This window comes from Ciceribacter sp. RN22 (genome assembly GCF_024054295.1).
Taxonomy (GTDB): Bacteria; Pseudomonadota; Alphaproteobacteria; order Rhizobiales; family Rhizobiaceae; genus Allorhizobium; species Allorhizobium lividum.
Window position 1 is genome coordinate 1,545,770 of sequence record NZ_JAMXLD010000001.1, and the last position, 21,354, is coordinate 1,567,123.

General features: G+C 63.1%; 23 protein-coding genes. 16 read left to right on the forward strand and 7 right to left on the reverse strand.

From position 1 onward, the window contains the following. Positions 1-11: 11 nt before the first annotated feature. The 12 genes from rplR to NHF53_RS07800 all read left to right on the forward strand — a co-directional run bounded on the left by rplR (position 12) and on the right by NHF53_RS07800 (position 9,754). Positions 12-374, forward strand: coding sequence for a 50S ribosomal protein L18 (gene rplR, locus NHF53_RS07745; protein WP_112684663.1), 363 nt, complete (start codon positions 12-14; stop codon positions 372-374). Positions 375-519: 145 nt separating this feature from the next. After that, positions 520-1,089, forward strand: coding sequence for a 30S ribosomal protein S5 (gene rpsE / locus NHF53_RS07750; RefSeq protein WP_112684661.1), 570 nt, complete (start codon positions 520-522; stop codon positions 1,087-1,089). Between the two features lie 14 nt (positions 1,090-1,103). Beyond that, positions 1,104-1,313, forward strand: coding sequence for a 50S ribosomal protein L30 (rpmD, locus tag NHF53_RS07755; RefSeq protein WP_113462293.1), 210 nt, complete (start codon positions 1,104-1,106; stop codon positions 1,311-1,313). A gap of 16 nt (positions 1,314-1,329) precedes the next feature. Next, on the forward strand, positions 1,330-1,809 hold the full coding sequence (gene rplO, locus NHF53_RS07760; RefSeq protein ID WP_252833717.1) for a 50S ribosomal protein L15: 480 nt from the start codon (positions 1,330-1,332) through the stop codon (positions 1,807-1,809). A 223-nt stretch (positions 1,810-2,032) separates the two neighbouring features. Next, positions 2,033-3,373, forward strand: coding sequence for a preprotein translocase subunit SecY (gene secY / locus NHF53_RS07765; RefSeq protein WP_114362267.1), 1,341 nt, complete (start codon positions 2,033-2,035; stop codon positions 3,371-3,373). Beyond that, on the forward strand, positions 3,370-4,026 hold the full coding sequence (locus NHF53_RS07770; RefSeq protein WP_252833718.1) for an adenylate kinase: 657 nt from the start codon (positions 3,370-3,372) through the stop codon (positions 4,024-4,026). Before secY ends, NHF53_RS07770 begins: the two co-directional genes overlap by 4 nt. A gap of 224 nt (positions 4,027-4,250) precedes the next feature. Further along, positions 4,251-4,619 carry a 30S ribosomal protein S13 gene (gene rpsM / locus NHF53_RS07775; protein WP_112684651.1) on the forward strand — a complete coding sequence of 123 codons (369 nt, stop codon included), beginning with the start codon at positions 4,251-4,253 and terminating at the stop codon, positions 4,617-4,619. A gap of 126 nt (positions 4,620-4,745) precedes the next feature. Continuing rightward, positions 4,746-5,135, forward strand: coding sequence for a 30S ribosomal protein S11 (gene rpsK / locus NHF53_RS07780; RefSeq protein WP_015915761.1), 390 nt, complete (start codon positions 4,746-4,748; stop codon positions 5,133-5,135). Positions 5,136-5,235: 100 nt separating this feature from the next. After that, positions 5,236-6,246, forward strand: a complete 1,011-nt coding sequence (locus tag NHF53_RS07785; protein WP_112684649.1) for a DNA-directed RNA polymerase subunit alpha — start codon at positions 5,236-5,238, stop codon at positions 6,244-6,246. 116 nt (positions 6,247-6,362) lie between these two features. Further along, entirely contained in the window at positions 6,363-6,785 is a 423-nt protein-coding gene (gene rplQ / locus NHF53_RS07790) for a 50S ribosomal protein L17 (RefSeq protein ID WP_112684647.1), read from the forward strand. Between the two features lie 290 nt (positions 6,786-7,075). Further along, positions 7,076-7,891 (forward strand): DUF817 domain-containing protein, encoded by an 816-nt coding sequence (locus NHF53_RS07795; protein ID WP_252834938.1) that lies wholly within the window; start codon positions 7,076-7,078, stop codon positions 7,889-7,891. Positions 7,892-8,020: 129 nt separating this feature from the next. Beyond that, complete coding sequence (locus NHF53_RS07800) at positions 8,021-9,754, forward strand: aconitase X (RefSeq protein ID WP_252833719.1); 1,734 nt, start codon at positions 8,021-8,023, stop codon at positions 9,752-9,754. Positions 9,755-9,800: 46 nt separating this feature from the next. Here NHF53_RS07800 and NHF53_RS07805 read toward each other — a convergent pair whose 3' ends face one another. Then, positions 9,801-11,009: a serine hydrolase gene (locus NHF53_RS07805; protein WP_252833720.1), complete on the reverse strand. Its 1,209-nt coding sequence runs from the start codon at positions 11,007-11,009 to the stop codon at positions 9,801-9,803. A 127-nt stretch (positions 11,010-11,136) separates the two neighbouring features. On the opposite strand from NHF53_RS07805, the gene NHF53_RS07810 reads away from it, so the two are divergent. Then, complete coding sequence (locus tag NHF53_RS07810) at positions 11,137-12,066, forward strand: helix-turn-helix domain-containing protein (RefSeq protein ID WP_252833721.1); 930 nt, start codon at positions 11,137-11,139, stop codon at positions 12,064-12,066. Here the strand turns inward: NHF53_RS07810 and msrQ are convergent. Next, positions 12,063-12,695, reverse strand: coding sequence for a protein-methionine-sulfoxide reductase heme-binding subunit MsrQ (gene msrQ, locus NHF53_RS07815; protein WP_252833722.1), 633 nt, complete (start codon positions 12,693-12,695; stop codon positions 12,063-12,065). The two genes, NHF53_RS07810 and msrQ, sit on opposite strands and share 4 nt — an antisense overlap. After that, entirely contained in the window at positions 12,695-13,645 is a 951-nt protein-coding gene (gene msrP / locus NHF53_RS07820; protein ID WP_114362276.1) for a protein-methionine-sulfoxide reductase catalytic subunit MsrP, read from the reverse strand. The genes msrQ and msrP overlap by 1 nt, the downstream gene beginning before the upstream one ends. A gap of 271 nt (positions 13,646-13,916) precedes the next feature. On the opposite strand from msrP, the gene ilvD reads away from it, so the two are divergent. Beyond that, a complete protein-coding gene (gene ilvD, locus NHF53_RS07825) occupies positions 13,917-15,752 on the forward strand; it encodes a dihydroxy-acid dehydratase (RefSeq protein WP_252833723.1) in 1,836 nt (611 codons plus the stop codon). Between the two features lie 105 nt (positions 15,753-15,857). On the opposite strand, the gene NHF53_RS07830 is transcribed toward ilvD, so the two are convergent. Genes NHF53_RS07830 through NHF53_RS07840 form a run of 3 tightly spaced genes read right to left on the reverse strand, consistent with a single transcriptional unit; the run spans position 15,858 to position 17,906 of the window. Beyond that, positions 15,858-16,358 carry a diheme cytochrome c gene (locus tag NHF53_RS07830; RefSeq protein ID WP_252833724.1) on the reverse strand — a complete coding sequence of 167 codons (501 nt, stop codon included), beginning with the start codon at positions 16,356-16,358 and terminating at the stop codon, positions 15,858-15,860. Positions 16,359-16,371: 13 nt separating this feature from the next. Continuing rightward, entirely contained in the window at positions 16,372-16,776 is a 405-nt protein-coding gene (locus tag NHF53_RS07835; RefSeq protein WP_252833725.1) for a DUF1924 domain-containing protein, read from the reverse strand. Next, positions 16,773-17,906 (reverse strand): cytochrome b/b6 domain-containing protein, encoded by a 1,134-nt coding sequence (locus tag NHF53_RS07840; protein ID WP_252833726.1) that lies wholly within the window; start codon positions 17,904-17,906, stop codon positions 16,773-16,775. The genes NHF53_RS07835 and NHF53_RS07840 overlap by 4 nt, the downstream gene beginning before the upstream one ends. A 306-nt stretch (positions 17,907-18,212) precedes the next feature. Here NHF53_RS07840 and NHF53_RS07845 point away from each other — a divergent pair, with 306 nt between their 5' ends. Both NHF53_RS07845 and NHF53_RS07850 read left to right on the forward strand, forming a co-directional pair. Next, positions 18,213-19,622 carry a DegQ family serine endoprotease gene (locus NHF53_RS07845; protein WP_252833727.1) on the forward strand — a complete coding sequence of 470 codons (1,410 nt, stop codon included), beginning with the start codon at positions 18,213-18,215 and terminating at the stop codon, positions 19,620-19,622. Then, positions 19,619-20,935: a replication-associated recombination protein A gene (locus NHF53_RS07850; RefSeq protein WP_252833728.1), complete on the forward strand. Its 1,317-nt coding sequence runs from the start codon at positions 19,619-19,621 to the stop codon at positions 20,933-20,935. Before NHF53_RS07845 ends, NHF53_RS07850 begins: the two co-directional genes overlap by 4 nt. 6 nt (positions 20,936-20,941) lie before the next feature. Here the strand turns inward: NHF53_RS07850 and NHF53_RS07855 are convergent, their stop codons facing one another. Next, positions 20,942-21,256 (reverse strand): DUF1883 domain-containing protein, encoded by a 315-nt coding sequence (locus NHF53_RS07855; protein WP_114362282.1) that lies wholly within the window; start codon positions 21,254-21,256, stop codon positions 20,942-20,944. Between the last annotated feature and the right edge of the window lie 98 nt (positions 21,257-21,354).

Below are 21,354 nucleotides of genomic sequence, written 5' to 3' on the forward strand. Positions count from 1 at the left end.
GAACGCGCGAAATGGCAAGCAGAAAAGAAGCACTGGTTCGTCGTGCCAATCGCGTACGGCGTCAGATCAAGGCGGTGGCCAATGGCCGTCCGCGTCTGTCGGTTCATCGCTCGTCGAAGAACATCTATGCCCAGATCATCGACGACGTCGCCGGCCGTACGCTGGCTGCCGCCTCGACCCTGGACACCGGTCTGCGCTCGTCGCTGAAGACCGGCGCAGATGTCGCGGCCGCGGCTGCCGTCGGCAAGCTCGTCGCCGAGCGTGCCGTCAAGGCGGGCGTCAAGGAAGTGGTCTTCGACCGCGGCGCCTTCATCTATCACGGCCGCATCAAGGCTCTCGCCGATGCAGCCCGCGAAGGCGGTCTGACCTTCTGATTTGAGAGTTTCCGCCCGGGCTTGCAGTCCGGGCGGATTTCCGGCATGAGCCGGTTTCCCCGATTTCGCCCGTGACCCGGAAGGGCAGGGCGGAATTTTTTCGTAATCTGCCGATTGCACCCGGAAAAGAAAAAGGAACAGGACAATGGCACAGGACAGGCGTGGTTCGCGCGAGGAGCGTGCGAGCCGTGAAGAGCGCGACAGCGAGTTCGTCGACAAGCTGGTCGCCATCAATCGCGTCGCCAAGGTGGTGAAGGGCGGCCGTCGTTTCGGCTTTGCTGCTCTCGTCGTCGTCGGCGACCAGAAGGGCCGGGTCGGTTTCGGCCATGGCAAGGCACGTGAAGTGCCGGAAGCAATCCGCAAGGCGACCGAAGCCGCCAAGCGCGACATGATCTTCGTACCGCTGCGTGACGGCCGTACGCTGCATCACGACGTCAACGGTCGTCACGGCGCCGGCAAGGTTCTGCTGCGCTCCGCCAAGGCCGGTACCGGTATCATCGCCGGTGGTCCGATGCGCGCCGTTTTCGAAACGCTCGGCATGCACGACGTCGTCGCCAAGTCGACCGGTTCGTCGAACCCGTACAACATGGTTCGCGCTACGTTCGACGCCCTGAAGCACCAGGTACACCCGAAGGACATCGCAGCTCAGCGCGGCCTCAAGTATGCCACGCTCCAGGCTCGCCGTGCCGCTTCCGGCAACGCCTCTGAAGAATAAGAGGAGTCTGAACCATGGCCAAGGCTACGAAGAAGACTGAAGCAAAGACGATCACGATCGAACAGATCGGCTCGCCTATCCGCCGCCCGGAAGTCCAGCGCAAGACGCTCATCGGTCTGGGCCTCAACAAGATGCACCGGGTCCGCACCCTGGAGGATACCCCTTCGGTTCGTGGCATGATCCGTGCTGTCCAGCATCTCGTTCGCGTCGTCGACGAGAAGTGAGACGGAGGAAGTCACCATGAAACTGAATGAAATCAAGGACAACGAAGGCTCCTCCAAGGACCGTATCCGCGTTGGTCGCGGTATCGGCTCCGGCAAGGGCAAGACCGGTGGTCGCGGCGTCAAGGGTCAGAAGGCTCGTTCGGGCGTTGCCATCAACGGCTTCGAAGGCGGTCAGATGCCGATCTACCGTCGTCTGCCGAAGCGCGGCTTCAACAACATCTTCGCATCTGAATTCGTGACCGTATCGCTCGGCCGAATCCAGACCGCGATCGATGCCAAGAAGCTCGACCCGAAGGCGACCATCGATGCTGCCGCTCTCAAGGCTGCCGGCGTCATCCGTCGTCCGAAGGACGGTGTTCGCGTTCTTTCCGACGGTGAACTGAAGGCCAAGGTCACCCTCGAGGTTGCCGGCGCTTCCAAGGCCGCGGTCGAGAAGATCGAGAAGGCCGGCGGTTCGATCAAGCTGCTGGTAGCAGCTGCGGAAGCCGCTGAATAAGTACGATTTGATCGCCCGGGGTGCTTCACACCGGGCGATTTTGCTCCCATATGTGAGCCTCACGATCCTCAGAAGGGGTGACGTTGTTTCGTCTTCCGGGAGATTCTGGAAAATAGGGTGAGGCGAGCGGCTACTCCGCAATCGTGCCGGCCCGGTTTTCTGAAAACGATTTGGTGAATTGCCTCCGAGGCTCTCGCTTCGGATCGGTTACGCGGAGAATTTCATGGCTTCTGCAGCGGAACAATTGGCCTCGAATCTCAATTTTTCGACCTTTGCGAAGGCGGAAGATCTGAAGAAGCGGCTGTGGTTTACTCTTGCGGCGCTTCTTGTCTATCGCCTCGGCACGCACATCCCGCTGCCCGGTCTCAATCCTGAAGCCTATGCGGCTGCCTTCAAAGGGCAGGCCGGCGGTATTCTCGGCCTCTTCAACATGTTCTCGGGTGGCGCCGTGCAGCGCATGGCGATCTTCGCCCTCGGGATCATGCCCTACATCTCCGCCTCGATCATCGTACAGCTGATGACGTCCGTCGTCCCGGCGCTCGAGAACCTCAAGAAGGAAGGCGAGCAGGGCCGCAAGGTCATCAACCAGTACACCCGCTACGGTACCGTTCTTCTCGGCACGCTGCAGGCCTACGGCATCGCCGTCGGGCTGGAAAGCGGGCAGGGACTGGTCAACGATCCCGGCCTGTTCTTCCGCCTGTCGACCGTCGTGACCCTTCTCGGCGGCACCATGTTCCTGATGTGGCTCGGCGAGCAGATCACCTCGCGCGGCATCGGCAACGGCATCTCGCTCATCATCTTTTCCGGCATCGCGGCAGGCCTGCCGTCCGCCGTCGTCGGAACGCTCGAACTCGGCCGCACCGGCGCCCTTTCGACCGCGCTCATCCTGACGGTCATCATCGTCGCGATCGCCGTCATCGGGCTGATCGTCTTCGTGGAACGCGCGCAGCGTCGCCTGCTGATCCAGTACCCGAAGCGCCAGGTCGGCAACCGCATGTTCCAGGGCGACACCTCACACCTGCCGCTGAAACTCAACACCTCGGGTGTTATTCCGGCGATCTTCGCCTCGTCGCTGCTGCTTCTGCCGGCGACTGCCGCGGGCTTCACCGGAACCTCGACGCTGCCTTCCTGGGCGACGACGATCGTTGCGGCGCTCGGCCACGGCCAGCCGCTCTATATGGTGCTCTATGGCGCGCTGATCGCTTTCTTTGCCTTTTTCTACACCGCGATCGTCTTCAACCCGAAGGACACCGCGGACAATCTGAAGAAGCACGGCGGCTTCATTCCGGGTATCCGCCCTGGTGAGCGCACAGCCGAATACATCGACTACGTGCTGACCCGAATCACCGTGATCGGCGCGATCTACCTCGTCTTCGTCTGCATCCTCCCCGAGATCCTGGTCGCCCGTACCGGCGTTCCATTATCCCTTGGTGGTACTTCGCTTTTGATTGTTGTCAGCGTCACCCTCGATACTGTAGCACAGATTCAGGGCCACCTGATTGCCCAGCAGTATGAGGGCCTGATCAAGAAGTCGAAGTTGCGTGGAGGAAAGAGGGGACGATGAGACTTATCCTTTTGGGGCCGCCGGGTGCGGGGAAGGGCACCCAGGCCCAGCGTATCGTCGTGAAACACGGCATTCCGCAATTGTCGACCGGTGACATGCTGCGTGCAGCCGTCGCCGCGGAGACCGAAGTCGGAAAGCGCGCCAAGGCTGTCATGGACGCGGGCAAGCTGGTCTCGGACGATATCGTGATCGCCATCGTTTCCGAGCGAATCGATCAGCCGGATTGCGCCGAAGGGTTCATCCTCGATGGCTTCCCCCGCACGCTCGTGCAGGCGGATGCGACGGAGAAGATGCTCGCCGACAAGGGGCTGGATCTTTCGGTTGTCGTCGAGCTCAAGGTCGACGACAAGGAACTCGTCCGTCGTGTTTCGGGACGCTATTCCTGCGGCAACTGCGGAACCGTTTACCACGACACCGACAAGAAGCCCTCGGTCGAGGGCGTCTGCGACACGTGTGGTTCCACCGGGTTCAAGCGCCGGCCGGACGACAATGCCGAGACCATGAAGGCCCGGCTCGAGGCGTACTACAAGGAAACCTCGCCGCTCATCGGCTACTATTACGCCAAGGGCAAGCTGAAGTCGGTGGACGGCATGAAGGACATGGATGCCGTCACAGCGGACATCGAGGCGATCCTCGCAACCGTGAAGGGCTGACGAGGCTTCAAGAATCTTTACCGGAACAGTTGCTTTTGTCGGCTGATTCCGCTAAATAGCGCGCCAACTCGCGACATGTAAGCGATCGGCGCGTTCTTCCGCACGGAGGACCGGGTTCGATCGTTTTGACATGTTGAGGACCCGAATTTGAACGCGCGGCCTGTTTGGCTGCGTAAACCAGACACCACTTGCCGGATGGCAACTGGAACGCAAGGAGAATAGGCGTGGCACGTATCGCTGGCGTCAACATCCCGACCGCGAAGCGCGTAGTAATCGCGCTCCGTTACATTCACGGGATCGGCCCGAAGTTCGCACAGGAAATCATTGAGAAAGTCGGCATCCCGGCTGAGAAGCGTGTTCATCAGCTGACCGACGCCGAAGTTCTGGCGATTCGCGAAACGATCGACCGTGACTATCAGGTCGAGGGTGATCTTCGTCGCGAGACCGCGATGAACATCAAGCGTCTGATGGATCTCGGCTGCTACCGCGGCCTGCGTCATCGCCGCGGCCTGCCGGTTCGTGGCCAGCGCACGCACACCAATGCCCGCACCCGCAAGGGTCCGGCAAAGGCGATCGCCGGTAAGAAGAAGTAATTTGCAGGCAGTAGGTTTTGGGCAGTAGGCAGTAGGGAGAACCTATTGCCTACTGCCTACTGCCTATTGGCTTCAAGGTGGAGCCGCTGGAACTACGGCGGCGAAGAGATCAGGAAAGGTAAGAAAATGGCCAAGGAAGCCACCCGCGTTCGCCGCCGCGAGCGCAAGAATATCTCGTCGGGCGTTGCACACGTCAACTCGACCTTCAACAACACGATGATCACCATCACCGACGCGCAGGGCAACGCCATTGCCTGGTCGTCGGCCGGTGCCAAGGGCTTCAAGGGTTCGCGCAAGTCGACCCCGTTCGCCGCTCAGATCGCAGCGGAAGACTGCGCCAAGAAGGCGCAGGAACACGGCATGAAGTCGCTCGAAGTCGAAGTCTGCGGCCCGGGTTCCGGCCGCGAATCGGCCCTGCGCGCTCTGCAGGCTGCTGGTTTCATGATCACCTCGATTCGCGACGTGACGCCGATCCCGCACAACGGCTGCCGCCCGCGCAAGAAGCGCCGCGTCTGATCATTATTCATCCAGTCGACGGGCGCTCGGGCGCCCCTCTCGACGCTTCTAATGCTCGGTTGCCACGATTGGATGGTGGCAACGAACGGAAGGTAAAAACATGATTCAGAAGAATTGGCAGGAACTGATCAAGCCGAACAAGGTGGAGTTCACCTCGTCCGGCCGCACGAAGGCAACGCTGGTTGCTGAACCGCTGGAACGCGGCTTCGGCCTGACGCTCGGCAACGCGCTGCGTCGCGTTCTCTTGTCGTCGCTGCGCGGCGCCGCCGTGACCGCCGTCCAGATCGACGGCGTGCTGCATGAGTTCTCGTCGATCCCGGGCGTCCGGGAAGACGTGACCGACATCGTGCTCAACATCAAGGAAATCGCCATCAAGATGGATGGCGACGATTCCAAGCGCATGGTCGTGCGCAAGCAGGGCCCGGGCGTCGTCACCGCCGGTGACATCCAGACGGTCGGCGACATCGAGATCCTGAACCCCGACCACGTGATCTGCACGCTCGACGAGGGCGCCGAGATCCGCATGGAGTTCACGGTCAACAACGGCAAGGGCTATGTCCCGGCCGAGCGCAACCGCGCGGAAGATGCTCCGATCGGCCTCATCCCGGTCGACAGCCTCTACTCGCCGGTCAAGAAGGTGTCCTACAAGGTCGAAAACACCCGTGAAGGTCAGGTTCTCGACTACGACAAGCTGACCATGACCATCGAAACCGATGGCTCGGTCACCGGTGAGGACGCGGTCGCTTTTGCTGCCCGCATCCTGCAGGACCAGCTCGGCGTGTTCGTCAACTTCGAAGAGCCGCAGAAGGAAGTCGAAGAAGAAGCCGTCACCGAGCTCGCCTTCAACCCGGCGCTGCTCAAGAAGGTCGACGAGCTCGAACTTTCGGTTCGCTCTGCGAACTGCCTGAAGAACGACAACATCGTCTACATCGGCGACCTCATTCAGAAGACGGAAGCGGAAATGCTCCGCACTCCGAACTTCGGTCGCAAGTCGCTGAACGAGATCAAGGAAGTTCTGGCTTCCATGGGCCTGCACCTCGGTATGGAAGTGCCCGCCTGGCCGCCGGAAAACATCGAAGATCTCGCCAAGCGCTACGAAGACCAGTACTAAGAAACAAAAAAGGCAGGTTCAGCTCTGCCTTTTCCAGTCAAACTGCAGGCGGATGCCTGTATGTGTCAGGAAACGGCAGCCTCTGAGACAGAGCCTGCACTTAAAGGAGAATAGCAATGCGCCACCAGAAAGCCGGCCGCAAGCTGAACCGCACCGCCAGCCACCGCAAGGCGATGTTCGCCAACATGGCTGCTTCGCTCATCACGCATGAGCAGATCGTCACGACGCTCCCGAAGGCGAAGGAAATTCGCCCGATCGTCGAAAAGCTCGTTACGCTCGGCAAGCGCGGCGACCTGCACGCCCGTCGTCAGGCCATCTCGCAGATCCAGGACCAGGACGCCGTCCGCAAGCTGTTTGATGCCATCGCCACCCGCTACGCCAACCGTAACGGCGGCTACCTGCGCATCATGAAGGCCGGCTTCCGCCAGGGCGACAACGCCGCAATGGCCGTCATCGAGTTCGTTGAACGCGATGTCGACGCCAAGGGCGCAGCCGACAAGGCCCGCGTCGCCGCCGAAGCCGAAGCTGAAGCAGCGTAAGTTTCCTCCCGTCAGGGAAGGATAGAAAAGGCCGGAGGGAAACCTCCGGCCTTTTTGCGTTCCTGACGGGGGGCTATAGGGCGCGGCGCTCGCTGTGTCCGAGAAGCCGCTGGTCGAAAAGGTTGGCCCGACGTTCCTCCAGATCGGCGCAGTTGTGCGCGCGCCTTGATTTTTCCCATTTGGTCCTTCTAGTTGCGGCCGAAAAGGCAACGCTCTGTTGACCGGGAGATTCGATGACGACGCTACAGGCTCGCCCCACAGCCTTTCTGCAGAGCTTCGACCGACGGCTGATGGAGCTTGCACCGGCTCCCGAACTCAAGGGATTTCGGCGCTTTGCGGTGGAATTTCTGCTATTTGGTATCAAGGAAGCGCGCGCCTGCTTCTTTGCCGGGTTGTTCTTCGTCTCGATCTTCGTGACGCCGCGCGCCGGCCTCTTCGGCATCCCGCGCTATGACCTGCTTCTCATCATCGCGCTCGGCATCCAGGCCTGGATGATATGGACGCGGCTCGAGACGCTGGACGAATTGAAGGCGATTTGCCTTTTCCATGTGATTGGCTTCATCCTCGAGGTCTTCAAGACTTCAAGTGCGATCCAGTCCTGGGCGTATCCTGATTTCGCCTATGCCAAACTGCTCGGCGTACCGCTCTTTTCCGGTTTCATGTATGCCGCCGTCGGCAGTTACGTCATCCAGGCGTGGCGCCTGCTCGACGTCCGGGTTCAGCACCATCCGCCCTACTGGATGGCGACGCTGGTGGCGCTCGCCATCTACGCCAACTTCTTCACCCATCACTATATCGGCGACTACCGCTGGTACATTGCCGCACTCGCGATCGGCCTTTATGCGCGTGCGACCGTCGTGTTTCGCCCGTTCGACCGAGACCGGAGAATGCCGTTGATCCTGGCCTTCATCCTGATCGGCTTCTTCATCTGGCTCGCCGAGAACCTCTCGACCTTCTTCGCCGTCTGGCACTATCCGAACCAGATCGGTGCCTGGTCCACGGTGCATCTCGGCAAATGGAGCTCATGGACCTTGCTGGTCATCATGACCTTCACCATCGTCGCCTCGCTGAAGCACATCCGCGAGCGGATACACATTCCGGCGTGACGGCGGCGGCCCTTCGCACTGGCTGGCGACCGACGGAGCGCTCGCCGTGGACAGCCGACCGGGCCTTTCCTTGCGACGATTCCCGTCCGTGGTAATAGGAAGGGAACACCGGAGTCACGGGAGGCGATCATGGACAAGGAGGGCAGGGCTTTTGCAGCGTCTGCGGCGATGCTGGTCGATGGCAGGGCGGAAGGGCCGCTTCTCTTCTCCGACACCGGCCTGAGCTTCTGGGGCGGAGTCGATCCGGAGACCGGCATCGTCATCGATCATGCCCATCCATTGCACGGACTTTGCCTCGTCGGCGCCGTGCTGGCGATGCCGGGCGGTCGCGGCTCCTGCACCGGCAGCGCCGTGCTGCTGCAGCTGATCGTCAACGGACTGGCGCCCGCCGCCATGGTCTTCTCCCAACGCGAGGATATCCTTACCCTCGGCGTGATCGTTGCCGAAGAAGTCTATGGTCGCTCCCTTCCAATCGCGGTGCTCGATCCGCGGGATTTCGCGCGCCTGCAGGGGCGGAAGCGCTTACGCGTGGAGAAAGGCAGTGTTTTCGAACCCGGCGCCGCGCCGGTTACGGGACATGAAGTCTCCGCGTCCACGGATCGGCTGGCCCTCACCGAAAGGGACCGCGAGCTGTTGTCTGCCTCCGTTCCCCACGCGACGAGCCTAGCCATGCGGATCGTCACTCGCATGGCACGGCTGGACGGGGCGGAGCGCCTGATCGATGTGGCGCAGGTCCATGTTGACGGCTGTATCTATATCGGTCCGGCGAGTCTCGATTTCGCCGAGAAGCTTGCCGGTTGGGGCGGTCGTGTCGTCGTTCCGACCTCGCTCAACGCGATCTCGGTGGATCAGGCGCGCTGGCGCGAGCAGGGAACGGATCCGGTGCGATCGCGGGCCGCGAGTGCCCTTGCCGACGCCTATGTCCGCATGGGGGCCGCGCCGACCTTCACCTGCGCACCCTATCAGCTCGACGGCGCCCCGGATCGGGGCGAGGACATCGCCTGGGCGGAATCCAATGCCGTCGTCTACGCCAACAGCGTGCTCGGCGCGCGCACAATGAAGTATCCGGACTTCCTCGACATCTGCATCGCGCTCACCGGCCGCGCACCTCATGCCGGCTGTCACATCGACGAGAACCGCACGGCACAGCTGGTCGTCGACGTCGAACCGATGGCCGGTCGCGACGATAGCTTCTGGCCGCTGCTCGGCTATCAGGTCGGCCTGCTTGCGCCGAACACGATTCCGGTCCTGACGGGGCTCGAGACGGCCGCACCGAGTGACGACGACCTGAAGGCTTTCGGCGCCGCCTTTGCCACGACCTCCGCCGCGCCGATGTTCCACATCGTCGGAGTCACGCCTGAGGCGCCGACCTTCGAAGCGGCAACGGGCGGTGCCACACTGCCGATATTCACCATATCGCGCGCCGATTTGCGCGCGGTCTGGCGGAGCTTCAATCCGGCAGCCGGCGAACCGGTCGAGCTGGTCGCGCTCGGCAATCCGCACTTCTCCGCTGACGAATGCCGGACGCTTGCCGAACTCTGCCGTGGGCGAAGGAAGCACCCCGACGTGACGCTTACCGTTACGGCAAGTCGTTCCACCTACGGAAAGATTGTCGAGAGTGGCATCGCCGTCGAGCTGGAAGCATTCGGCGCCACCTTCGTCCGCGACGCCTGCTGGTGCACGGTGATGCCGCCGATCGTACCGCCGGCGGTGCGCCTGATCCTCACCAATTCCGGCAAATACGCCCATTACGGCCCGGGCCTGAGCGGCAAGGAGGTGCGCTTCGCGAGCCTTGCAGCTTGCGTCGAGGCGGCCGTCCTCGGCCGCTGTCCGGATGCGCCACCGGCCTGGCTGACGCGCTGAACGCGCGTCGTGGGGCCGGCATGGCCGGCCCCTGCTACGTGGTCGCTTAGTTTGCGATGTTTTTGACGATCTGCTCGAAGAAGGCGATGTTCTCCTTCTCGAAGCCCAGCGGATCGGCGGGCGAATCGAGCTTGACGATCACCGTCCTGCTCGGCGGATCGATATAGATGAACTGGTTGAACAGGCCGATTGCGGCATAGGCGTCAGACCCCGGCACCGTCCACCACTGATAGGCATAGCCGAGCCAGTCGTCCTTGCTCGCCGGCTCCGTTGTCGCATCCGGTACCGTCGACTGTTTCACCCAGTCCGCTGGGATGACCTGACGTCCGTTCGCCTTGCCGTCGTCGAGCATCATCAGGCCGAAACGGCCGTAGTCGCGGAGCGCCGCATTCATGCCGGCGCCGAAGAACTCGCGGCCGACGGTATCCGGCCCGTCGAGCATGTAGAAGGCGTCCGATTCCATGCCGGCGGGCTTCCAGATCTTCTCGCTCAGATAGTCCGCGCCTTTCATGCCGGTCGCCTTTTCGAGGACGCACCCGAGAACGGATGTGTCGAGGGTCGAATAGTTGAAGACCTCTCCCGGTTTGTTCTCCGTCTTGGCGCGGTCCTTTGCGTAGTCGCACCAGCGGTACTGATAGGCGACGAGCGAATTGTTGTGCACTTCGGTCAGCTGCGTGTCGCTGCCGAATTCGTAGACTTCGAGCCACGCGACGCCCGAACGCATCATCAGGAGATCGCGGATGGAGACGTCGGCGTAAGCCGAGTTCTTCCAGTCGGGCAGGTAATCGACGACCTTGTCGTCGAGGCTCTTGATCTTGCCCTCGGAGACGGCGATGCCGACCATCGTCGCCAGCATCGACTTCGCCATCGAGAAGGAGATGTGGTGCGCCTTTTCATCGAGACCGTTGCGATAGATCTCGCTGACGATCTTGCCGTCGCGGATGACCAGCAATCCGTTTGTGGCGGTCTTTTCGAGAAAATCGTCGAGCGGCAGCGATTGCCCGTCGAGCGCAAACGTATTGCCGATATCGCCCGGCTCCGAGGCAAGAGCCCATACGCTACCGCCGGCCCGCACCGGCCGCGTCGCGAAGATCGCGTCCATGTGCTGGAAGGTGAGAAGCGAAAGCTCGGGCGTCATCATTGCCGCGCGGGCATTGATCATGGTCGGCGTCAGCCATTTCTGGTCGTCGGTTTCAGCGAGTGCAGGCACCGCGAGACCGGCGAGGACCGCTGCCACAAGAACCGTTTTCTGCATGTCGGATGTTCCCCTTGTTATCGATCTATAATGGCTAGGGCATGCGCGACTGGACTGGCTATCCGCTTCGTGTGATGATTTCTGCCTGAATTTCGGGCAGTCCGGTTCGCAAGACGATGGTTCGGCGATGTTCTATGAGAGGCAGCTTCTTCAGGATGCGAGCGAGCACGACGCTTGCGACGACGACTGGGTGCAGAGCTACCGCCAGGTGAGCCGCGGCACTTATCGGTCCTCCTTCGAGCTGATGACCGTCGGTGACGCGGTGATCAGCCGCGAGCGCATTGGTCCTGCGGTCGCGCAGGAGACGCGAAGCCCGGGCGGAAAACTCTCTTTCATCTTCCCGATGGCGGCGCAGGGCGGTTGGCGCGTCAACGGCCACCATGAGACCGGCCGGATGGTCGCGCTACGTCAGGGCGAAACCGAGTTGATGACGGTCGTGGGGGCGGAAAGCGACCTGATCAGCCTTACCTTGCCGGTAGAGGCGATAGGACTTTCGGCCGCTGGATCGGCAGTCCGATCGCGCAGCCGCGCTCCGGCCGACGAGGCGCTTGGCGACTGGCTCGCCTGCCTGCTGGGCTTCGGAGCGCTGGAGGGGCGGCCGCCCGCCGATCTCGAACGGATACTGCCGGACCTGCTTGCCGAACAGTTTCTCGATTTCTGGGCGGCGTTCGATGATCGCAGCAAGGGGCTCACCAGCCGGCATGTCTCGCTCGATCTGTTCCGGCGGGTGGAACGGCAGATCGCCGACGATCCGGGCGAGCCGGTCACGCTGCCGGCCCTTGCCGGTGATCTGGGCGTGTCGATCGAGCGCCTGCGCCTGGCTTTTCTGGATACCGTCGGTATGCCGCCGTCGATCTGGTTGCGCCTTGCGAGGCTCGATGGCGCCCGCCGCGACCTTCTTGATCCAAGATCCTCCCTGGGCGACGTTTCCGACATCGCGATGCGGTGGGGTTTCTTCCATCTCGGGCGCTTTTCGGGCATCTACCGGCGGCATTATGGTGAAACGCCCCTCGCGACCCTGAAGCGGCTCGATCGCCCGAGGACACGGCGACCTTAAGCACTCGCGGAGACCTGCGCCTTGCGCTGCCGTTTCCAGCCCATAAGCCTCGGCCGCGCGAGCCGATAGCCGAGAAGAAGGCTGACCGCGGCGATATAGAAGGCCGGCTCGGCGGTGATCGATTTCAGTGACAGGGCATAATGGAGCACGCCGGCGGCGGCGATGACGTAGACGAGCCGGTGCAGCATGATCCAGCGCGGCCCGAGCCTGCGGATCGACCAGCGGTTGGAGGTAAGTGCTAGCGGGATCAGCATGATGAGCCCCGCCATGCCGAGCATGATGTAGGGCCTCTTGGCGAGATCTCCGGCAATCGATGACAGGATCATTCCGCGGTCGAGGGTGAGATAGACGGTGAAGTGGGCAAGCACGTACCAGAAGGCAAGCAACCCCAATGCGCGTCGGTAGCTAATTAGATTAATGCCTAAGAGATCGCGCGTCGGTGTGACGAGCAGCGTCAGGCACAGGAAGCGCAGCGCCCAGAGACCGAGGAAGTGCTCGAAGGTCCTGACAGGATCAGCCCCCAGATTGGCCGTGACCCCGAGATAAAAGGTCCAGAGACCGGGCGCGAGGCCGATCGCGTAGAGCGCCCAGACGGAGAGGGATCGGTAGCGGACGGGAAGGGCGGCCATCAATAGTACTTCGCGAGATCCATGCCGGCGTAGAGGCCGGCGACCTCTTCCGCATAACCATTGAAGGGCAGGGTCTCGCGCCGGGACCCGCCGAACAAGCCGCCGCCTTCGCCGATCCGCCGCTCCGTCGCCTGGCTCCATCGAGGGTGGTCGACGGCCGGATTGACGTTGGCATAGAAGCCGTATTCCTGCGGAGCCGAGATGTTCCAGGTGCAGGGCGGTTCCTTTTCGGTGAGCGTGATACGGACAATCGACTTGATACCCTTGAATCCGTATTTCCACGGCACGACGAGGCGAAGCGGCGCGCCGCTCTGGTTTGGCAGCGTCTCTCCGTAGAGACCGGTCGCGAGGATCGTCAGCGGATGGCGTGCCTCGTCCAGCCTCAGGCCCTCGACATACGGCCAGGAGAGCGGCTGGAAGAGACCGCGTTGACCGGGCATCTCTTCTGGGCGCACGACCGTCTCGAAGGCGACATATTTGGCGCTGCCGAGCGGCTCCACCCGGTCGAGCAGGGCCGAAAGCGGAAAGCCGATCCACGGGATCACCATCGACCAGGCCTCGACGCAGCGCATCCGGTAGACGCGCTCCTCCATCGGAAAGTCCTTCATGATGTCGTCGATGCCGAAGACTGTGGGCTTGGCGACGAGCCCGCCCACCTCCACCCGCCAGGGCCGCGGCTTGAAGTCGCCTGAATAGCGGATCGGGTCGCTCTTGTCGGTGCCGAATTCGTAGAAGTTGTTGTAGCTGGTTGCGTCTTCCTTCGAGGTGACCGTCTCGTCGACCTTGTAGTCGCTGGACTTTGCGGCCAGAGGGGCAGCGCGCAGCGATTTCGGCAAGGCGGCGAGCGCAAGTCCCGCGCCCGCGGTCGCCATCAGCGTCCGGCGGCTCATGTAGAGCGCCGGCGGGGTGATCTCGCTCGCGGCGATCCTGGGCGGACGATAGGATGACATGGCTCTGCTCTCTCGTAACTGTTGCGTTCCTGAAGAGTATACGCAGGAAAGTGGACCAGAGTTTCAGTCGCGCGAAAAGAAACGTCGAGCCACGATTTCGTGAGGAAACCAACCCGTCGTGCCGGGCGTACCGTTTTGCGGTATGCTGATAGTGACACCTTGCGCCGATTGCACTAGGACAAGGGGAAATCCGCAGGTATGCGCATGAGGTCGGCTCTTGATTGCCGCGCGCGCCCGGAAAGATAACCAGGACAGATCCGAGGAACCATCGATGCCAGCTTATCGTTCAAGAACCACGACCCACGGCCGCAACATGGCGGGCGCGCGCGGTCTCTGGCGCGCGACGGGCATGAAGGATGCCGACTTCGGCAAGCCGATCATCGCGGTGGTGAACTCGTTCACCCAGTTCGTTCCCGGCCACGTCCACCTGAAGGATCTCGGCCAGCTCGTCGCCCGCGAAATCGAGGCGGCCGGCGGCGTCGCCAAGGAGTTCGACACCATCGCCGTCGACGACGGCATCGCCATGGGCCATGACGGCATGCTCTATTCGCTGCCGTCGCGCGAACTCATCGCCGACAGCGTCGAATACATGGTCAACGCCCATTGCGCCGACGCGATGGTCTGCATCTCGAACTGCGACAAGATCACCCCCGGCATGCTGATGGCGTCGCTGCGCCTCAACATTCCGACCGTCTTCGTCTCCGGCGGCCCGATGGAGGCCGGCAAAGTCGTCCTGCACGGCAAGAAACACGCGCTCGACCTCGTCGACGCCATGGTCGCCGCGGCCGACGACAAGGTTTCCGACGAGGACGTCAAGGCGATCGAGCAGTCCGCTTGCCCGACCTGTGGCTCCTGCTCGGGTATGTTCACCGCCAATTCGATGAACTGCCTCACCGAAGCGCTCGGCCTTTCGCTGCCCGGCAACGGCTCGACGCTCGCGACTCACGCCGACCGCAAGCGGCTCTTCGTCGAGGCCGGTCACCTGATCGTCGATCTCGCCCGCCGCTGGTACGAGCAGGAGGACGCCTCCGTCCTGCCGCGCACGATTGCCTCGAAGGCTGCCTTCGAGAACGCCATGGCGCTCGACATTGCCATGGGCGGCTCGACCAACACAGTGCTGCACATCCTCGCCGCCGCCCATGAGGCGGAGGTGGATTTCACCATGGACGACATCGATCGCCTGTCGCGCAGGGTTCCATGCCTCTCGAAGGTCGCGCCAGCCAAGAACGACGTTCACATGGAAGACGTCCACCGGGCGGGCGGCATCATGCGCATTCTCGGCGAGCTCGACCGCGGTGGCCTGATCAACCGTGAATGCCCGACCGTCCATGCCGCCACCCTCGGCGATGCAATCGACCGCTGGGACATCACCCGCACGAATTCCGAGACGGTGCGCGAATTCTTCAAGGCCGCTCCTGGCGGCGTGCCGACCCAGACGGCCTTCTCGCAGAGCGCGCGCTGGGAAGAGCTCGACACGGACGGAGAAAAGGGCATCATCCGCTCGGTCGAACATCCGTTCTCCAAGGATGGCGGTCTGGCTGTCCTGAAGGGCAACATCGCGCTGGACGGCTGCATCGTGAAGACGGCCGGCGTCGACGAGTCGATCCTGAAGTTCACCGGTCCGGCCAAGGTCTATGAAAGCCAGGACGCGGCGGTGAAGGCGATTTTGTCCAACGAGGTCGTTGCCGGCGATGTCGTCGTCATCCGCTACGAAGGCCCGAAGGGTGGCCCCGGCATGCAGGAAATGCTCTATCCGACGAGCTATCTGAAGTCGAAGGGCCTCGGCAAAGAATGCGCGCTCATCACCGACGGACGCTTCTCCGGCGGCACCTCGGGCCTGTCGATCGGTCACGTTTCGCCGGAAGCGGCAAATGGCGGCACGATCGGCCTGGTTCGCGACGGCGATACGATCGAGATCGACATCCCGAACCGCACGATCAATCTCGCGGTCGGCGCCGATGAGCTCGCCCATCGCCGTGCGGAGCAGGACAAGGCCGGCTGGAAGCCGTCGAGCCCGCGCAAGCGGAACGTTACCACGGCACTGAAGGCCTATGCCGCCTTCGCAAGCTCCGCCGACAAGGGTGCCGTCCGCATCCTGCCGGAATAAGGCATCATCATGTATCGAAAAGGCAAGGCCCGCCGGCGGGAGCGCGTCGGCGGGCCTTGCCGTCCGGTGCCGCCGACGTGGAAGGCGGCACTTTCAGGCTCTTGATCAGTCGTCTTCGAAATAGCCCTTCTCGGCGCCGCGGTGGCAGGCGGCGCAGTTCGAGATCGAGCCGATCTTGGGGTTCGCCTTCGCCCGGGCGATGAGTTTGGAGCCGTGCTCGCGTGTAAACCACGGCAGCTCGGAGATGCGCAGCGGCGTCTGGTCTGCCTTGAGGCCGCGGATGGAACGGCCACCGGCATCCGCCGCGTTGGCGACGAGATAGTCCTCGATTTCCTTGCGCACCGGCTCGTCGAGGCTCGCATCCTCGCCGAAATGGTTCGACAGGTTGCCCATCAGAGCCTGCCAGGAGCGCTGCGGCAGCAGCCCCGGCGGATAGGCCATATGGCAGGCGGAGCATTCGGTTTTTGTCGCCTGGTTTGTAACCGCGCGAATGCCGCCTTCACCTCCTTCGTCGTCATCGGCAAAAGCGGGGCCGGACAGGGCCACGCCCGAAAAGGCTGCGGCGATGAACGCCAGTTTTAGGCCGGATTTCAGCATTGTCGTCATGGTCGGTCTCCGGTCAGAGGCTTGAAAGATAGGTGATGATATTACCCTTTTCCTCGGCGGTACATTCGCGCCCGAGGACGGAGGTGCAGTTGCGGCGGAGCCATTTCTCCACCTCAGCCGCGTCGGTGAAGCGGCTCGGATTAGCCGAGACCGCCATCGGCTCGATGACCTTACCGACGCGCGACTTGCCGGGCTGTCGAGGATCGGCGGTGTGACAGGTCGTGCAGGAGGGGGTGTCGGGCTTGCCGCCGGTGTGGTTCGCCTGGAACAGAGCCTTGCCGGCATCGGCCGAGAAGGAGGCGACGCCGGCCGCGCTCGCGTAATCCTTCAGGATGGCGTCGCGGGCAGGGTCGGCGTTCGCGGGCGCAGCCGCAAGCAGGCCGAGGCCGCACAGCAGGAGCATCGCTGTCTTCTTCATTTCAAGTCCTCCTTCGGGATGTTGATGTTCGCAGGGTAGAAGGCGCCGGCTTCGGCATCGCCGTGGCAGGCGGCACAGTTCGCCTTGCTGCTCACCGGCTTGGCAGCAAAGACGGAGTCCGGGATTTCGCCGTGCATGCGCTTCCAGAACGGTGTCGCCGTGAGCTCGTAGGGGGATGCCGGATCGAGTCGACGGAAGGCGTTGGCCGGCTTGGTGTCGGCGGTTTCCGCGGCATTTGCGGTCAGGAACGCCGTGATCGTTGTCGCCGTTTCGGGATCGAGGCTCGCATCCTCGCCGAAGTGGTCATCGAGGTTGTCCATCAACGCCTGCCAGCTCGCGACCGGCAGCAGGCTCGGATGATAGGCCATGTGGCAGGCGGTGCATTCCTGCCGGTAGACCGGATCGAGTTGCGCCACGGGCATGCCGGACGGCGGGATGGCCGCGAGCGAAAGCCCGAGCGGCACTGCAGCGCCGAACAGCATGAGTATGGTGACGATGGCCACCAGCGGACGGGCGGCGATCGGTCTTTCCTCATACCTGCCGGGTTCCAGCCGTTTGCGGCCGGTCACCATTGCCCGAGTCAGGTTCTCGCCCGTGCGCCAGCTCTCGAAGAAAGCACCGGCGATGTGCAGTCCGACCAGGCCGAGCAGCGCGAAGGCGAGCAGTTCGTGGATCTCGCGCGCCGAGAACCCGGTCGCAAAGGAGAAGAAGGCGGCGCCAGGCCCCTTCTTGAAGACGCCGCCGAAGATGATCGTACCGGACACGACGAGGCCGGCGATGACGGCAACGAGCGCCAGGATCATCAGGGCGCCGAGCGGATTGTGCCCGAGATGAGGGCGAGCGGTTCCCGATTTCAGCTCACGAACGTGAGAGAATACCGTGCGTGGTGCCGGCAAGAAGGTCGAGAAGCGTGCATAGGTGCTGCCCGCGAAGCCCCAGATGATACGCATGACGAGAAGAGCGGCGAGCGCCGCACCGGCCCAGACATGCACGTCGATCCAGCGCCCGCCGAGAAGGAAGCCGGTGACCGCCGCGACCGCGACGAGCACGAGCTGAAGCCAGTGGTAGGCGCGCACGGGCAGGTCCCAAACGGCTATGCGGGTCTCTTCCGGCGGTGCTTGATCGGCCATCGTGTCTCCCTCGGAATCGTCAGATCCTCGCTGAAAGCTAGAAGCACTTCCTGACAACTACCTGAACGGTCATCGCCGAAATTGATAAAGCGCAATTCAATCAGCAGCTTATCGTGCGAGAGGAGACAGTATGCCCAGCATCGGAGATTTCTTCGGGACGGGGAACATGACCGACTTGTAATGTCGCCTGCCTTGGAAATGCGCGGTGTCCGGCTAAATTGTCGGGATCGGAAGAGGGCGATTTGCCGTTCCCTTCCGGTTCGCTCCGCACTAAAAGCCATTCTGTGAATTTATCGGGAGTCTCCCATGCTAGGCTTGGTCCGCTTCGCTGCCGTTTCGGTGCTTTCGCTCGCGCTGCTGTCGCCGCTTTCCGCTTCCGCCGAGGAGGCGACCAAGGTGCTGCCGCGCTCGCAAGCCGAAATGCAGCTCTCCTTCGCGCCTCTGGTGCGCGAGACACACGGCGCAGTCGTCAACGTCTACGCGGAGCGGATGGTCCAGCGCCGCGCGTCCCCCTTCGCCGGTGATCCCTTCTTCGAGCAGTTTTTCGGCCAGCGCATGCCGAACCGCAGCGAGAAGCAGACCTCGCTGGGCTCGGGCGTCATCGTCGATTCCAAGGGGATCGTCGTCACCAACAACCACGTGATCGGCGGCGCCGACGAGATCAAGATCGCACTGGCCGACGGCCGGGAATTCCCGTGCAAGGTGGTGCTGAAGGACGATCGCCTCGACCTTGCCGTGCTGAAGATCGATGCTCGCGAGCCGCTGCCGGCACTCAAGATCGGCAATTCGGACGCGATCGAGGTGGGCGACCTCGTGCTCGCGATCGGCAACCCCTTCGGTGTCGGCCAGACGGTGACGAGCGGCATCGTCTCGGGGCTTGCCCGCAACCAGGTGACCGAGGGCGATTTCGGCTTCTTCATCCAGACAGATGCGGCGATCAACCCCGGCAATTCCGGCGGCGCGCTGATGAACATGAACGGCGAACTCATCGGCATCAATACGGCGATCTTCTCGAAGGGCGGCGGCTCGAACGGCGTCGGCTTTGCTATCCCCGCCAATCTCGTCAAGGTCTTCCTGGCTGCCGCCGAACGGGGGGACGTCAGTTTCGAACGCCCCTATATCGGCGCTTCCTTCGACGCCGTGACCTCGGATGTCGCCGAGGCGCTGGGGCTAGACAGACCCCGCGGTGCGCTGGTCATCCGCGTCGTCGAGGATGGGCCAGCAGCGAAGGCAGGCCTGCGCCCCGGTCAGGTGGTGACTGCCGTCAACGGCGTTCCCGTCGAACATCCCGACGCGCTCGGCTATCGGCTGACGACCGCGGGCCTCGGCACCTCGGTGGCGCTCACCGTCAAGGACAACGGTTCGGAAAAGGAAATCACCCTGCCGCTTGCGGCCGCCCCGGAAACCCGTCCGCGCGACGAACGGGTGATCGGCGGCCATAGCCCGTTTGCCGGGGCAACGGTCGCCAATCTGTCGCCGCGGCTCGCCTACGAACTGCGGATGCCGACGGAGGTCACCGGTGTGGTCATCACCGCTGTGGATGGCGGCTCGATCGCCGCACGGCTCGGCTTCCGGCCGCACGACATCATCGTGGCCGTCAACGGCACGAACGTCACGTCGAGCGCGGACATGGAGACGTTGACGGCCAGCGATCCGGGTATCTGGCGAGTGGAGATCGAGCGCGACGGCGAACGCATCAGGCAATTGTTCCGATGAGCGACGACCTCTTTGCACCGCAGGTTCCCGACGCGGTCGCCTCGAAGCGGCCGCTCGCTGATCGCCTGCGTCCGACCACGCTCGCCGAGGTGACCGGCCAGGAGCACCTGACCGGCGAGGATGGGGTGCTGCGCCGGATGATCGACAGCGGCTCGCTCGGTTCGATGATCTTCTGGGGGCCGCCCGGCACCGGTAAGACCACGGTCGCCCGGCTGCTCTCCGGCGAGGCAGGGCTCGCCTTCGAACAGATCTCGGCGATCTTCTCCGGCGTCGCAGACCTGAAAAAGGTCTTCGATGCGGCGAGAGCGCGCCGGATGAACGGGCGGCAGACGCTGCTCTTCGTCGACGAGATCCATCGCTTCAACCGTGCCCAGCAGGACAGCTTCCTGCCGGTCATAGAAGATGGCACGATCATCCTCGTCGGAGCGACCACGGAGAACCCCTCGTTCGAGCTCAACGCCGCACTTCTGTCGCGTGCCCGGGTGCTGATCTTCAAGCCCCATGACGAGGAAAGCCTCGAGACGCTGCTCGCACGTGCCGAGGCGGTGGAAGGCAAACCCTTGCCGCTTGATGCCGACGCGAGGGCGAGCCTCATCCGCATGGCGGACGGCGACGGCAGGGCGGCGCTGACACTTGCCGAGGAAGTCTGGCGCGCCGCCCGCAAGGACGAGGTGTTCGACACGGAGGGCCTGACGCGGATCGTGCAGCGGCGCGCGCCCGTCTATGACAAGGGCCAGGACGGCCACTACAATCTGATCTCGGCGCTCCACAAGTCGGTGCGCGGCTCCGATCCCGATGCCGCACTCTACTATCTCTGCCGGATGTTCGACGCCGGCGAGGACCCGCTCTATCTCGGCCGGCGGCTGGTGCGCATGGCGGTCGAGGATATCGGTCTCGCCGATCCGCAGGCACTGGTGATCTGCAACGCCGCCAAGGATGCCTATGACTATCTCGGCTCACCGGAGGGGGAACTGGCGCTCGCCGAGGCCTGCGTCTATCTCGCCACCGCGCCGAAGTCGAACGCCGTCTATATGGCCTACAAGTCGGCGATGCGCGCGGCCAAGGAGAATGGCTCGCTGCTGCCGCCGAAGCACATCCTGAACGCCCCGACCAAGCTCATGAAGGGTGAAGGTTACGGCGAGGGTTACCGTTACGACCACGACGAGCCCGATGCCTTTTCGGGCCAAGACTATTTTCCGGAGAAGATGGGGCGAAAGACCTTCTACGACCCGCCGGAGCGTGGCTTCGAGCGGGAGATCCGCAAGCGTCTCGACTGGTGGTCCAAGCTTCGCCGGGAGCGCGGCGGCGCCTGACCGTCTTTAAGACGCCTTCTGCTGGCGCTGCTGCCGGGCCGGCGAGGCGATCATGCGGACGGAGGAATCGGCAAGTCCGTGATGGCCTTCCATGTCGACGATCAGGTGCCAATGCGCGGCTTCCGGAATGGTGAGCCGGATCGGCGACTTCTTGGCGACCCCGCCGACATATTTGAAATCCAGGGTTTCCTTGAAACGCTGGAAATTCGTCGCCGTCATCAGCCGCACATTGTTCACGGCGTTCAGCGTCACCTCGATGATCGCGCCGGCCGGTTGCTCGTTGAGGTCGTAGTGGGTGAAGCGGAAGGTCGGGTTCGGCATGCGTGTCTCGTGTCATTCACTGGTCGGGAAGAACATTCTAGAGTCCCGCGGTTAAGGATTGGTGGCTGGCAGGCGGTGGCGCAGGTACAAGGCCTGAC